The sequence below is a fragment of the Paraburkholderia sp. C35 genome (assembly GCF_003121405.1).
Lineage (GTDB): Bacteria > Pseudomonadota > Gammaproteobacteria > Burkholderiales > Burkholderiaceae > Paraburkholderia.
The window spans coordinates 1-13,834 of record NZ_QBUY01000165.1 but is presented as its reverse complement, the minus strand read 5'-3'; the positions used below and the strand labels follow the sequence as shown (position 1 = coordinate 13,834).

10 protein-coding genes are annotated in these 13,834 nt (G+C 60.4%); 9 read left to right on the top strand and 1 reads right to left on the bottom strand.

Annotation, left to right across the window (positions count from 1 at the left end; all coding sequences use genetic code 11):
• Positions 1 to 465: 465 nt before the first annotated feature.
• Positions 466 to 1,494, bottom strand: a complete 1,029-nt coding sequence (locus DK391_RS42105; protein ID WP_109483929.1) for a GlxA family transcriptional regulator — start codon at positions 1,492 to 1,494, stop codon at positions 466 to 468.
• A gap of 538 nt (positions 1,495 to 2,032) precedes the next feature.
• Between DK391_RS42105 and DK391_RS42100 the strand changes: the two genes are divergently transcribed.
• The 9 genes from DK391_RS42100 to DK391_RS42060 all read left to right on the top strand — a co-directional run bounded on the left by DK391_RS42100 (position 2,033) and on the right by DK391_RS42060 (position 13,470).
• Positions 2,033 to 3,307 (top strand): serine hydroxymethyltransferase, encoded by a 1,275-nt coding sequence (locus DK391_RS42100; protein ID WP_109483928.1) that lies wholly within the window; start codon positions 2,033 to 2,035, stop codon positions 3,305 to 3,307.
• Positions 3,308 to 3,350: 43 nt separating this feature from the next.
• The gene (locus DK391_RS42095; RefSeq protein ID WP_109483927.1) at positions 3,351 to 4,325 is read left to right on the top strand and encodes a dipeptidase; all 975 of its coding nucleotides are present in this window, start codon (positions 3,351 to 3,353) and stop codon (positions 4,323 to 4,325) included.
• Positions 4,326 to 4,352: 27 nt separating this feature from the next.
• Complete coding sequence (locus DK391_RS42090) at positions 4,353 to 4,898, top strand: DUF5943 domain-containing protein (protein ID WP_109483926.1); 546 nt, start codon at positions 4,353 to 4,355, stop codon at positions 4,896 to 4,898.
• A 95-nt stretch (positions 4,899 to 4,993) separates the two neighbouring features.
• A complete protein-coding gene (locus DK391_RS42085; protein ID WP_109483925.1) occupies positions 4,994 to 7,057 on the top strand; it encodes an NADH:flavin oxidoreductase in 2,064 nt (687 codons plus the stop codon).
• A gap of 2 nt (positions 7,058 to 7,059) precedes the next feature.
• Positions 7,060 to 8,979 carry a (Fe-S)-binding protein gene (locus tag DK391_RS42080; RefSeq protein ID WP_109483924.1) on the top strand — a complete coding sequence of 640 codons (1,920 nt, stop codon included), beginning with the start codon at positions 7,060 to 7,062 and terminating at the stop codon, positions 8,977 to 8,979.
• Between the two features lie 3 nt (positions 8,980 to 8,982).
• On the top strand, positions 8,983 to 10,161 hold the full coding sequence (locus DK391_RS42075) for an electron transfer flavoprotein subunit alpha/FixB family protein (protein ID WP_109483923.1): 1,179 nt from the start codon (positions 8,983 to 8,985) through the stop codon (positions 10,159 to 10,161).
• Positions 10,158 to 10,937, top strand: a complete 780-nt coding sequence (locus DK391_RS42070) for a drug:proton antiporter (RefSeq protein WP_109483922.1) — start codon at positions 10,158 to 10,160, stop codon at positions 10,935 to 10,937. Before DK391_RS42075 ends, DK391_RS42070 begins: the two co-directional genes overlap by 4 nt.
• 41 nt (positions 10,938 to 10,978) lie before the next feature.
• Positions 10,979 to 12,259, top strand: coding sequence for an aromatic ring-hydroxylating dioxygenase subunit alpha (locus DK391_RS42065; protein WP_109483921.1), 1,281 nt, complete (start codon positions 10,979 to 10,981; stop codon positions 12,257 to 12,259).
• Between the two features lie 50 nt (positions 12,260 to 12,309).
• Positions 12,310 to 13,470 carry a hybrid-cluster NAD(P)-dependent oxidoreductase gene (locus DK391_RS42060; protein WP_109483920.1) on the top strand — a complete coding sequence of 387 codons (1,161 nt, stop codon included), beginning with the start codon at positions 12,310 to 12,312 and terminating at the stop codon, positions 13,468 to 13,470.
• The last annotated feature ends 364 nt before the right edge of the window (positions 13,471 to 13,834 follow it).

The window sequence follows — 13,834 nt, the reverse complement described above, 5'->3', positions numbered from 1 at the left end:
ACGGTGTGTAGGTTGTCGCGCATTACGCGTCGGCGATCCTACAAGACACACCGTCTTTGCTTTTCAGTCCGGAGTGAAGCGTATAAGGCGCGATAACCAACACACCGTTTGCCACCTGGGCGGCCGTGGACTGACTAGTATGGCGTGCTGTGACGCGGGAGCATGACGCGGGTGATGCGTTCAATGAGAACGTTGGCAACGGGCATCGGCAGGAAGGATGCCGTGTGAAGGATAAGAACGGTGGGGAACCCGCAGGCAAGTACAAGGGCTGGCGGTGTTCAGCGGCTTTCTTTTGCCTACTTTTCTTTGCCGCGGCAAAGAAAAGTAGGTGCTGCCCCGCACAGGGGCAACCCAGGCAGACCACTAACAAACCGCGGACGCCAGCGAAAGCACGAAAGCAGACGGCAAACGGCAAAGGCCAACAACGAAACACAAAAACCGTCGAAGACACATCAAACCCAAACCTCAAACATGCACAGCGGCGCCAGCCAAAGCCCCATTACCCCCATTCACAACAGCATGCGCCAACGGCGCCACCTGCTTCCTGCGCTCGCGAGTAGGCGCAGTACCAAACGCATCCCGATAGCTCTTACTAAAATGGCAAGCCGACTGAAACCCACACGCCATCGTGATATGCATGATCGACATATCAGTCTGCAGCAACAACTCACGCGCACGGCGCAGCCGTAAAGTCAGATAGTAGTGAGTAGGCGTCATCCCGAGATGCTCGCGGAACAACCGCTGCAACTGCCGTTGCGACATATTGGCGAGCCGAGCCAATTCCTCACGGGACAAAGGCTCTTCGATATTGTTCTCCATCAACGCAATGACTTCGAACAGAGACTTGTTGGCGGACCCCAGCCGCGCCACTAACGGCATGCGCTGCTGCGCAGAATTATCGCGCACGTGCTCGACAATGAACTGCTCGGCAATCTGCGTCACCCGCGGTGTACCCACGCGCGCAGCAATCAGATTCAACATCATGTCGAGTGGTGCAACGCCACCCGTGCACGTCACGCGATCGCGATCGATCACAAAGAGTTCTTTCAGGAATCGCGTATCAGGAAACTCTTCCTTCAACGCCGACATGTTCTCCCAGTGAATCGCGCAAGCATAACCCGCCAGCAAGCCCGACTTCGCAAGCGCATACGTACCCGTGCACAGGCTGCCAAGCGCAACACCCGCACGCGCAAAGCGACGCAGCGTCGACAGATGCTCAGGGGTGGTTTCACGCTGCACGTCGATGCCGCCGCATACGAACACGATGTCCGGTGTGCCCACGCAATCAGCACGGCTAGTGTCGACCGAGAGACCGTTGCTCGCCGTGACGGGGCCGCCGTCCGGGCTGATGATCGACCAGCGGTAAAGCGTCTGCCCGCTCAGGTAGTTGGCCATGCGCAGCACTTCGATCGCATTCGTGAACGCGATCATCGTGAAGTTGGGTAGCGGCATGAACGCGAAGTGCGACAACGACGCGGTTCGATCGGGCGACATGGTTCCGGCGTTCCTTCAGCTCGATGTTCTGTTGGGCCGAGTGGGGGAAGCGGCCTTTCTTATTCTGCGAGTGAGCGCAACAAGCATGCCATACGGCTAAACCCTGGCTGGATAACGGCCTTGCGGCAGTGCATTCGCGCGACCGCACCGGCTCAGTGCAGCCTCCGCACTGCCGGAGAGCCACTCGCGCTCTCAAGCGGTGCCGTCTGCGTCACCTGAGTGCCACCTGGAACGCTGCACCGCAACACGACAGAAGACTTCAATTCAATGCATTGACACCACCAAGAAGCACGACCGGTCGCTTCCGTTCAACTTGTCCAAAACGGACTTGCATGGCGGAAAAGGCAAAGAACGCGTCTGAAATCGTAAATTGACCAGTCAGGCGACAGACAAGAATAGAGCCGTCGGTGCAAGCGGTGCAAAGCCAGTCCAGTCAAGGGATAGCGCGGAATTGGAAAGTCGGCCTCGCACGCTCTTTTCGCTTTTCAGCCACTCAAGGTCAATTCCAGGTCAACTGAAAGTCAACTGAACGGAAGCCATGTCGAACGCCAACCCATTCTTCTCGCAGACCCTCGCCGAACGCGACTCAGCCGTGCGCAACTCGGTACTCAAGGAACTCGAACGCCAGCAGTCGCAGGTCGAACTGATTGCATCTGAGAACATCGTGTCGCGTGCAGTACTCGAAGCGCAAGGCTCGGTACTGACCAACAAGTACGCGGAAGGCTATCCGGGCAAGCGTTACTACGGCGGCTGCGAGTTCGCAGATGAGGTGGAAGCGCTCGCCATCGATCGCATCAAAAAGCTCTTCAACGCCGGTTTCGCAAACGTGCAGCCGCACTCGGGCGCGCAGGCCAACGGCTCCGTGATGCTCGCACTCGCCAAACCCGGCGACACCATTCTCGGCATGTCGCTCGACGCAGGCGGCCACCTGACGCACGGCGCAAAGCCCGCGCTATCGGGCAAATGGTTCAACGCAGTCCAGTACGGCGTGAACCGCGAGACCATGCGCATCGATTACGACCAGGTCGAGAAGCTCGCACACGAACACAAGCCGTCGATGATCATCGCCGGTTTCTCCGCCTATCCGCGTCAACTGGATTTCGCACGCTTCCGCGCGATCGCCGATAGCGTCGGCGCAAAGCTGATGGTCGATATGGCGCACATCGCCGGTGTAATCGCTGCAGGCCGTCATGCGAATCCCGTCGAGCACGCACACGTCGTGACGTCGACCACGCACAAGACGCTGCGCGGTCCGCGCGGCGGCTTCGTGCTGACCAACGACGAAGACATCGCCAAGAAGATCAACTCCGCTGTGTTCCCTGGCCTGCAAGGCGGGCCGCTGATGCATGTGATCGCGGGAAAGGCCGTCGCCTTCGGCGAAGCACTCGAAGACGGCTTCAAGACGTATATCGACAACGTGCTGGCCAATGCGCAGGCGCTCGGTGAAGTACTGAAAGAAGGCGGCGTCGATCTCGTCACGGGCGGCACCGATAACCATCTGCTGCTCGTCGATCTTCGTCCGAAGGGGCTGAAGGGCGCACAGGTCGAGCAGGCGCTCGAACGCGCGGGCATCACGTGCAACAAGAACGGCATTCCGTTCGACACGGAAAAGCCCACGGTCACCTCGGGCATTCGTCTCGGTACGCCGGCGGGCACGACGCGCGGCTTCGGCGTGGCCGAGTTCCGAGAGGTCGGCCGCCTGATTCTCGAAGTGTTCGACGCACTGCGCACGCATCCCGATGGCGATGCCGCAACGGAACAGCGCGTGCGCCGCGAGATCTTCGCACTGTGCGAACGCTTCCCGATCTACTGAGCCGCGCAAATCATACGAACGCCCCACAGCTACGGAGTCAATCATGAGTACGCTTCACGACAACAGCATCATCATCGACGGTCTGAACATTTCGAAGTTCGAGCGCTCAGTATTCGAGGACATGAGAAAGGGTGGCGTCACTGCCGTCAATTGCACGGTGTCCGTGTGGGAAGACTTCCAGAAGACCATCGATAACATCGCGGAAATGAAGCAGCAGATCCGCGAGTACAGCGAGATCCTCACGCTGGTGCGCACGACGGATGATATTCTGCGCGCCAAGAAAGAGAACAAGACAGGCATTATTTTCGGCTTCCAGAACTCTTATGCATTCGAGGACAACCTCGGCTATATCGAGGTCTTCAAGGAACTCGGCGTGAATGTGGTGCAGCTTTGCTACAACACGCAGAACCTCGTCGGCACGGGTTGCTATGAACCGGACGGCGGTCTTTCCGGCTATGGCCGCGAAGTGATTCAGGAAATGAATCGCGTGGGCATCATGGTCGATCTGTCGCACGTCGGCGGCAAGACCTCTTCGGATGCGATTGCCTGCTCGAAGAAGCCCGTCACGTATTCGCATTGCTGCCCGTCGGGTCTCAAAGAGCACCCGCGCAACAAGAGCGACGAACAGCTGAAAGAGATTGCCGATGCCAACGGCTTTGTCGGCGTGACGATGTTCGCACCGTTCCTCAAGCGCGGCCCGGATGCGACTGTCGAAGACTATCTGGAAGCGATCGAATACGTGGTCGATCTGATCGGTGAAGACAAGGTGGGTATCGGCACGGACTTTACGCAAGGGTACTCGACTGAGTTCTTCGACTGGATTACGCACGACAAGGGTCGCTATCGTCGTCTGACGAACTTCGGCAAGGTCGTGAACCCTGAAGGTATCCGCACGATTGGCGAGTTTCCGAATCTGACGGCTGCAATGGAAAAGGCGGGCTGGAGCGAGTCGCGCATCAAGAAAGTGATGGGCGAGAACTGGATGCGTGTATTCGGCGAAGTCTGGAACGGCCAATAAGAACCTGAGAGAACAAAGGAAACTGCCATGCAACCACAACTGCCCATCGACGTCGATCCGAACACTGGCGTCTGGACCACCGACGCGCTGCCGATGCTGTACGTGCCGCGTCATTTCTTCACGAACAATCACGCTGCCGTGGAAGAAGCACTCGGCGTCGAAGCGTATGCCGAGATTCTCTATAAGGCCGGCTACAAGTCCGCGTACTACTGGTGCGACAAGGAAGCAAAGCAGCACGGCATCAGCGGCATGGCTGTATTCGAGCACTATCTGAATCGCCTGTCGCAACGCGGCTGGGGCCTCTTCAAGATTATCGAGGCCGATCCGGCCACGGCGCACGCGAAGATCGAACTGCGCTATTCGTCGTTCGTGCTTCAACAGCCGGAGAAGAGCGGCAAGCTCTGCTACATGTTCGCCGGCTGGTTCGCAGGCGCAATGGACTGGGTCAACGACACGACGGAAGGCGGCAAGAACGCGCCGCGCAGCCAGTCGAAAGAGGCTCATTGCGCGGGTGAACATCACGACCACAAGCACGATCACTGCGTGTTCGAAGTCTCTCCGCTTGCAGCTTGACAACAGAAGTACCGGCACGCAGCGGCGCACTGATAAAACGCCGGCTGCGTGACTGAAACAACAGACTGAATCGAACCCGCCCGAGGTCGCCCGCAATGCGTTACCCCAATCTGTTCAAGCCTTTGACGCTCAATCAGTTGACGCTGCGCAACCGCATCGTCAGCACGGCACACGCCGAGGTGTATGCCGAACCGGGCGGCCTGCCCGGCGACCGCTATATCCGCTATTACGAGGAAAAGGCCAAGGGTGGCGTGGGCCTCGCCGTGTGCGGCGGGTCGAGCCCGGTGTCGATCGATAGCCCGCAAGGCTGGTGGAAGTCGGTCAATCTGTCGACGGACAAGATCATCGATCCTTTGTCGCGACTCGCCGAAGCGATGCATCGCCACGGCGCGAAGATCATGATTCAGGCGACGCACATGGGCCGCCGATCGGCCTTTCACGGCGAGCACTGGCCGCATCTGATGACGCCATCCGGCGTGCGCGAACCGGTTCACCGTGGTAACGCAAAGATCATCGAGGTCGAAGAAATCCGTCGCATCATCAGCGATTTCGCAGCGGCTGCGAAGCGCGTGAAAGATGCCGGCATGGACGGCATCGAAATTTCCGCGGCGCACCAGCATTTGATCGATCAGTTCTGGAGCCCGCGCACGAACTTCCGTACCGACGAATGGGGCGGTTCGCTGGAAAACCGTCTGCGTTTTGGTGTCGAAGTACTCAAGGCCGTGCGTGAAGCGGTCGGCAAGGACTTCTGCGTCGGCCTGCGCATGTGCGGTGATGAATTCCATGAAGACGGTCTCGATCACCAGCAACTGAAGGAAATCGCGCAGGCGATGTCGGAGTCGGGTCTGATCGATTACATCGGCGTGATCGGTTCGGGCGCGGATACGCACAACACGCTCGCCAACTGCATGCCGCCGATGGCGCTGCCACCCGAGCCGTTCGTGCACCTTGCAGCAGGCATCAAGTCGGTTGTGAAGCTGCCCGTGATGCACGCGCAAAGCATTCGTGACGCAGGGCAGGCCGAGCGTCTGCTCGCTAACGGCATGGTCGATCTGGTCGGCATGACGCGTGCGCAGATCGCCGATCCGCATATGGTCATCAAGATTCGCGATGGCCGTGAAGATGAAATCAAGCAGTGCGTCGGCGCGAACTACTGTATCGACCGTCAATACAACGGCCTCGATGTGCTGTGCGTGCAGAACGCCGCGACGTCGCGCGAAGCGACGATGCCGCATGTGATCGAAAAGACGCGTGGACCGCGCCGCAAGGTGGTCGTGGTCGGCGCAGGCCCCGCAGGACTCGAAGCGGCACGCGTCGCGCGTTCGCGTGGTCATGACGTGGTGCTGTTCGAGAAGAGCGATGCCGTCGGCGGCCAGATCATGCTGGCCGCGAAAGCGCCGCAGCGCGAGCAGATGGCGGGCATCGTGCGCTGGTTCGATATGGAAACGAAGCGCCTTGGTGTCGACCGGCGTCTGGGCGTCGAAGCCGACGAGAAGATGATTCTCGCCGAGAAGCCGGACATCATCGTGCTCGCCACGGGCGGCTCGAGCTTCACGCAGCAAGTGCCTGCATGGGGTGTCGAAGAAGGGCTTGCCGTAAGTTCGTGGGACATCCTGTCGGGCAAGGTCGAGCCCAAGCAGAACGTGCTCGTCTATGACGGCGTGAGCACGCATGCCGGCGCGGGCGTGGCCGATTTCATTTCGAGCCGTGGCTCGAAGGTCGAAATCGTCACGCCGGACGTGAAAGTGGCCGACGACGTAGGCGGCACCACGTTCCCGATTTTCTATCGACGTCTCTATGCGCAAGGCGTGATCCACACGCCTAATTACTGGCTCGACCGTGTGTATGAGGAAGATGGCAAGAAGATCGCCGTGATCCGCAACGAGTACACGGAAGAACAGGAAGAGCGCGCTGTCGATCAGGTCATCATCGAAAACGGCAGCACGCCGAATGACGCGCTGTACTGGAAGCTCAAGCCGGAATCGGTGAATCGCGGGCAGGTGGACGTGCACAAGCTGTTTGCGTCGGAACCGCAACCCTCGCTTTCGGAAGAACTCGGCAACGGACGCTTCCTGCTGTTCCGTGTCGGCGACTGCATTTCTATGCACAACATTCACGGCGCGATCTACGACGCGCTGCGTCTCTGCAAGGATTTCTGACGATGAGCCCGGCGTTTCTCATCACCGCGTTGTTGTGGGTATCGGTCGCCGGCCTTGCGTTCGCGGTCGCAAAACGGGCGGCTTACTGGCGTCTCGGACGGGCAACGGCAGCCGGCGCATTCGGCTGGACCAACCTGCTGACCATTCCGAAGCGCTATTTCGTGGATCTGCATCATGTCGTCGCGCGCGATCCGTACATTGCGAAGACACACGTGGCCACGGCGGGTGGTGCGATCGCCGCGTTCGCACTGGTGTTCATCAACTACGGTCTTGCGATCTACTCGCCGTGGCTCGACCGGCTGATTTTTCTGGCCGCGCTGATCATGCTGGTAGGCGCTGTGTTCGTGTGGCGCCGACGTGCTGCGAAAGATGTGCCTGCGCGTCTGTCGCGTGGTCCGTGGAATACGCTGCCGTGGCTGCTGGGTTCGTTCGCGCTCGGGTTGCTGCTGTACACGCTGCTGCCTGCATCGGCGATGTCGGCGGGTCTGGCCGTGATCTTCGCGCTGCTGATCGCAACGGGTGCGTTCGCAATGACGTTCGGCGCGGCACGCGGCGGCCCGATGAAGCATGCGCTGGCAGGTCTGCTGCACCTCGCGTTTCATCCGCGCCAGGAGCGTTTCGCGGCGGAAGGCGATTTGCGCCGTGAAGCGGTCGTTCCGCCGACGGCGCTCAAAGCGCCGGTGCTCGAACAGAATGAATACGGTGTCGGCAAGCCGGTCGAGTTCCGCTGGAATCAACTGCTGAGCTTCGATGCCTGCGTGCAATGCGGCAAGTGCGAAGCGGCGTGTCCTGCGTTCGCTGCAGGCCAGCCGCTCAATCCGAAGAAGCTGATTCAGGATCTCGTGACGGGCATGGTCGGCGGCACGGATGCGGCATACGCAGGCAGCCCGACGCCGGGCATCACGGTCGGCAAGCATGGTGGCGAGCCGCAACGTCCGATTATCTCGAGCCTGATCGAAGCCGATACGGTGTGGTCGTGCACGACGTGCCGCGCCTGCGTGCATGAATGCCCGATGCTGATCGAGCACGTGGATGCCATCGTCGATATGCGTCGCAACCAGACGCTCGTGCATGGCACAGTGCCGGGCAAAGGCCCTGAAGTGCTGGCGAATCTGCGCGAGACGGGCACGATGGGCGGCTACGACAAGGCCGCGCGTTACGACTGGTCGGTCGATCTGAGTTCGCCTGTTGCACAACCGGGTCAGGCCGTGGATGTGCTGCTCGTCGCGGGCGAAGGTGCATTCGACATGCGCTATCAGCGTACGCTGCGCTCACTGGTCAAGGTGCTGAACAAGGCCGGTGTGAAGTACGCCGTGCTCGGCTCGCAAGAGACGGATACGGGCGATGTCGCGCGCCGCCTCGGCGACGAAGCGACGTTCCAGCGCATGGCAAAGCAGATGATGGGCACGCTCGCGACGCTGAATTTCAAGCGCATCGTTACCGCCGATCCGCACGTCATGCACAGCCTGCGCAACGAATACCGTGCACTGGGCGGCCGTTACGAAGTGCTGCATCACACGACGTTCCTCGCGGAACTCGTCGCGAGCGGCAAGCTCGCGCCGAAAGCAGTGGCCGCGTTCAACGACAAGAAGATCACGTATCACGATCCGTGCTATCTGGGCCGCTACAACGGCGAAACGGAAGCACCGCGCCAGTTGCTGAAGACGATCGGCATCAAGGTCGTCGAAATGGAGCGGCATGGCAAGCGTGGCCGTTGCTGCGGCGGTGGCGGTGGTGCACCGCTGACGGATATCCCCGGCAAGCAGCGCATTCCCGATATCCGCATCAACGATGCGCGCGCGATCAACGCCGATGTCGTGGCCGTGGGTTGCCCGAACTGCACGGCGATGCTCGAAGGTGTGGTCGGTCCGCGTCCCGAGGTGCTCGATGTGGCTGAACTCGTTGCCGCTGCGCTGGAGTGAACGATGAATACGACTATCAAACGTATCGATCCGCGCAGGCCGTTCGTCATCACGGCAGCGGGCTTGAGGCGCATCACGCTCGGCGCGGAGCATGTTGAAGGTGCATCGAACGATCACGCGATGCATGCGGGCGCGCACGGTCATGCCGCAGCTAAACACCTGCGCACGACCCAGGCGCCGCAGCGTACCTTGCTCGTGGTCGCACACAGCGACCGCGGCGGTCTCGACGATCACGCACGCCAGGCGCTCGCTGCAGCCGCGCTGATTGCCGATGCCAGCACGCAGGTCGCGCTGCTGGTGCTCGGCGAACTGAAGGACGACGCCGCCGCGCTCGGCGCAGACCAGGTGATCGAACTGCCGACGTTCGACCGTCGCACGTTCGCGCCTGAACGTGAAGTACAGGCAGTCGCGGCCTGCGTGGCGCAACTCGCGCCCGCCCATATCTTCATGCCCGATAACGCCACGGGCGACGGCGATCTTGGCCGCCGTTACGCAGCGCTCGCGGGCGCAAGCATCGCGGCGCATGGGGTGCAGATCGACGCGCAACAGGTATCGACGTATGCGCACGCAAAGAAGGCCTACGCGACGCGTGCATTGCCTGAAGTCATTCTGCTCGCAGCAGGCGCAGTCGACACGCGTCTGCCGTTCGTCGGCGCAGGAAAGCGCCTGGAGCTCGCTGCCTTTGCGCAGCTGAACGACACGTCGAATAGCGCGTATCGCGATCTCGGCATCGAAGAGATCGACGCGGCGCAAGTGGCATTGGAAGAAGCGGACTTCATCGTTTCGGCGGGGAATGGCGTGACGGATGTCGCCGCCTTCGAAAAGCTCGCGAGCACGTTTGGTGCGGCAATCGGCGCAAGCCGCGTGGCCGTCGACAACGGCATGTTCACACGCGACAAGCAGATCGGCGCAACGGGCAAGACCGTCGAGGCCAGCGTCTACATTGCGTTCGGTATCTCGGGCGCGGTGCAACACTTGCAAGGCATCAAGGATTGCCGCCATGTGATCGCGGTGAACCTGGACGGCAGCGCGCCCATCGCCAAGCGCGCGACCCTGACGATCATCGCCGATACGCAGGCGACCATCGCTTCGCTGATCGACGAGATCAATCGCGCGCGTGCCGGTCGTTCGGCTGTTGCTGCGCCTGTCGTGAACCAGTTCGTCGAAGGAGTCGCGGCATGAACGGCAAGCACGAAAAAATTGCAGTGCTCGTGTCGGTCGGCAAGCATCCTGTCAGCGGCGGCGCGCGCTATAGCCGCAACGACGCCGCCGCGCTTGACATTGCCCGTCAACTGTCGAGCCAGCACGCCGCGCGACTCGACGTGCTGCACGCCGGCGATCCGGGTAATCCCGCACTCGAAGAGTATCTGGCGCTCGGCGCGGAACGCGTCGAAGTCCTGACGTGCAACGAAAACGGCGATGCCGTTGGCCTGCTCGCAGCCCGCCTGAAAGGCTATGACCTCGTGCTGACGGGTACGTGCGCCGAAGGCGCGTTCGACAGCGGCATGCTGCCTTACCGCCTTGCGGACGCACTGCAGGCGCCGCTCGTAGGCGCGGCAGTCGATGTGACGATCGCGGGTGGCCGCGCAACCGTGCGGCAATTCTTGCCGAAAGGCGTGCGCCGTCGTGTGGAAGTCGCATTGCCGGCGGTCATCGCCGTGCATCCGCTGGCGAGCGTCACGCCACGCTACGCCTTTGCCCGCCTGCGCGCCGGCTCGATCCAGCCGCAGCGCGTGGAAGCCGTCCCTGACGCGGAAGCTGCGCAATGGACGCTAGCGCCTGTCACGCGCAAACCGGTGCGGCTCGCCGCGGCCGAGAAGCGCTCAGGCCATGCCCGCATGCTGTCCGCGACGACCACGGAAAGCCGTGGCGGCAGCGTCGTAATTGAAGGGACTTCGGTCGAAAAAGCACAAGTGATACTCGACTATTTGCGCGAGCATCAACTCATCGATTACTGATTTTGCGCCGCACCCACACGGCCTCGGAACCCGGAGCACACATGAAAGTATCGGCAGACATTCGCGCGCTGGTGGACCGGCGCAAGAAGGGTTACAGCCTGGAAGCACCGTTTTACGTGAGCGACGACATTTTCGCGCTCGATATGGAAGCGATTTTCCGTCAGCACTGGATTCAGGTAGCCGTCGAGCCGGATGTCCCTGAACCGGGCGATTACGTGACCGTCGAGCTGGGCCACGATTCGATCCTGATCGTGCGCGACGACGACATGCAGGTCCGCGCATTCCATAACGTCTGCCGCCATCGTGGTGCGCGCCTGTGCAACGAGGACAAGGGTTCTGTCGGCAATATCGTGTGCCCGTATCACAGCTGGACGTACAACCTGTCGGGCGATCTGATGTTTGCCGAGCACATGGGCGACGAGTTCGACCGCTGCAAACACAGCCTGAAGAGCGTGCATGTCGAGAACCTCGCGGGTCTGATTTTCGTGTGCCTCGCCGACAAGCCGCCCGTCGATTTCGCGGTGATGCGCGCGGCGATGGAACCGTATCTGCTGCCGCATGATCTGCCGAGCTGCAAGATCGCTGCACAGATCGACATCATCGAGAAAGGCAACTGGAAGCTCACGATGGAGAACAACCGCGAGTGCTACCACTGCGTCGCGAACCATCCCGAGCTGACGATTTCGCTCTATGAATACGGCTTTGGCTACCAGCGTTCGCCTGCAAACGCAGAAGGCATGGATGCATTCGAGCGCACCTGTATCGAGCGCGCGAAGCAGTGGGAAGAGATGGATCTGCCGTCGGTTGAAATCGACCGGTTGTCGGATGTAACGGGTTTTCGCACGCAGCGCCTGCCGCTCGACCGCAGCGGCGAATCGCAGACGCTCGATGCGAAGGTCGCGTCGAAGAAGCTGCTCGGCGAATTCGAGCGCGCCGATCTGGGTGGCCTGTCGTTCTGGACGCAGCCTAATTCGTGGCATCACTTCATGAGCGATCACATCGTGACGTTCTCGGTGATTCCGCTTTCTTCCGGCGAAACGCTGGTGCGCACGAAGTGGCTGGTGCACAAGGACGCGGTGGAAGGCGTCGATTACGACGTGCCGAATCTGACGGCCGTATGGAATGCGACCAACGATCAGGACCGTGCGCTGGTCGAGTACTCGCAGCGCGGTGCGACCAGCAGCGCCTATGAACCGGGTCCGTATTCGCCGTTCACGGAAGGGCTGGTCGAGAAGTTCAGTGACTGGTATGTGCGGCGCGTTGCAGCGCATATCGACAGCACGGCGTCGGAACAACGCACGATCAATATCAAGGCCGTGTAACGCGGGCCTGGACACAACCAACGGATGCCAGGCGGCACGTGGAGCAAGCAATGATGCGCGATGCAGCAACCTTCGAACCCGTCGAAAGCCGCGTGACGAAGCCCGAATTCTGGAGTGCGTTGCCGGCGCGCTGGACGAGCGATGTCGAGGAAACGCTGGTGTGCTGCCAGGTTCGACAGGAAACGCACGACGTGAAGAGCTTTTTCTTCCGTTCGCCGGAGGGCCGTGCATTCGTGTTCGAACCGGGTCAATTCATCACGCTCGAACTGGAGATCGACGGCGAGACGATCAACCGTTGCTACACGATATCTTCTTCTCCGACGCGGCCGCATACGATTTCGATCACCGTGAAGCGTGTGCCGGGCGGCAAGGTGTCGAACTGGCTGCACGATAACTTGCAGGCGGGTGCGAAGGTTCGTGTGCTGGGTCCGGCTGGCGAGTTTACGTGTGCGCGGCATCCGGCGCGGAAGTATCTGTTTTTGTCGGCGGGTTCGGGCATTACGCCATTGATGTCGATGAGCCGCGCGCATCATGAGTTGAGCGAGGATCGCGATATTGTTTTTGTGCATTCCGCGCGCACGCCGGATGACATTATTTTCTCGCGAGAGCTTGATCTGATTGCTTCGAATCAGGTGAATTTCCGGACTTCTTTTGTCTGCGAGCGTGTTGGTGCGCGGACTAACTGGCCGGGTGTGACTGGCTTTTTGACCTTGCCTTTGCTGAAGCTGATTGCGCCGGATTTTATGGAGCGGGAGATTTTTACCTGCGGTCCTGCGCCTTATATGCAGGCTGTGCGTGCGTTACTCGACGAGGCTGGGTTTGACCGCAAGCAGTATCACGAAGAGAGTTTTTCTTTCGAGACGCTGATTGAGAATGAGCCTGAAGTTGCTGCTGAGGTTTTAGAGGCTGAAGCGAAGGCGCATGAGCATGGTGCTGCCAATGGTGTGCAGACTTTTTCTGTGAGCTTTGCGCGGAGTAATCGGGCGATTGAGTGTGGGTCTACGCAACATGTGCTGGATGCGGCGCGGCAGGCCGGGGTTCGGTTGCCGGCTTCATGTACTCAAGGGATGTGCGGGACCTGCAAGGTCAAGCTGGTTTCCGGGCAGGTTGATATGAAGCATAACGGTGGCATTCGACAGCGTGAGATTGATCAGGGGATGGTGTTGTTGTGTTGTAGCAAGCCGTTGAGTGATCTGGTGGTGGATAAGTGAGGGTTTTTGTCTGCGACGCCTTGTTTGTTGGTGGCATCCGCTTTTTGTTAGTGGTCTGCTAGTGTTGCCCCTGTGCGGGGCGGCACCTACTTTTCTTTGCAGCGGCAAAGAAAAGTAGGCAAAAGAAAGCCGCCAACACCGAACCGCTTGACCCTTGCCTGCGGGCCCCCAACGGCCCCGTCCTGTTCGCGATAACGCTACTTTTATTGCCCGCTGCCAACGCTATGAATGAACGCATCACCCGCTTCACTCACGCGTAGCGAAGCAAGCGGCAGCGAATGGTCACCGCAGCCCAGGTGGCAAACGGTGTGTAGGTTGTCGCGCATTGAGCGTCGGCGATCCTACAAGACACACCGCCTTTGCT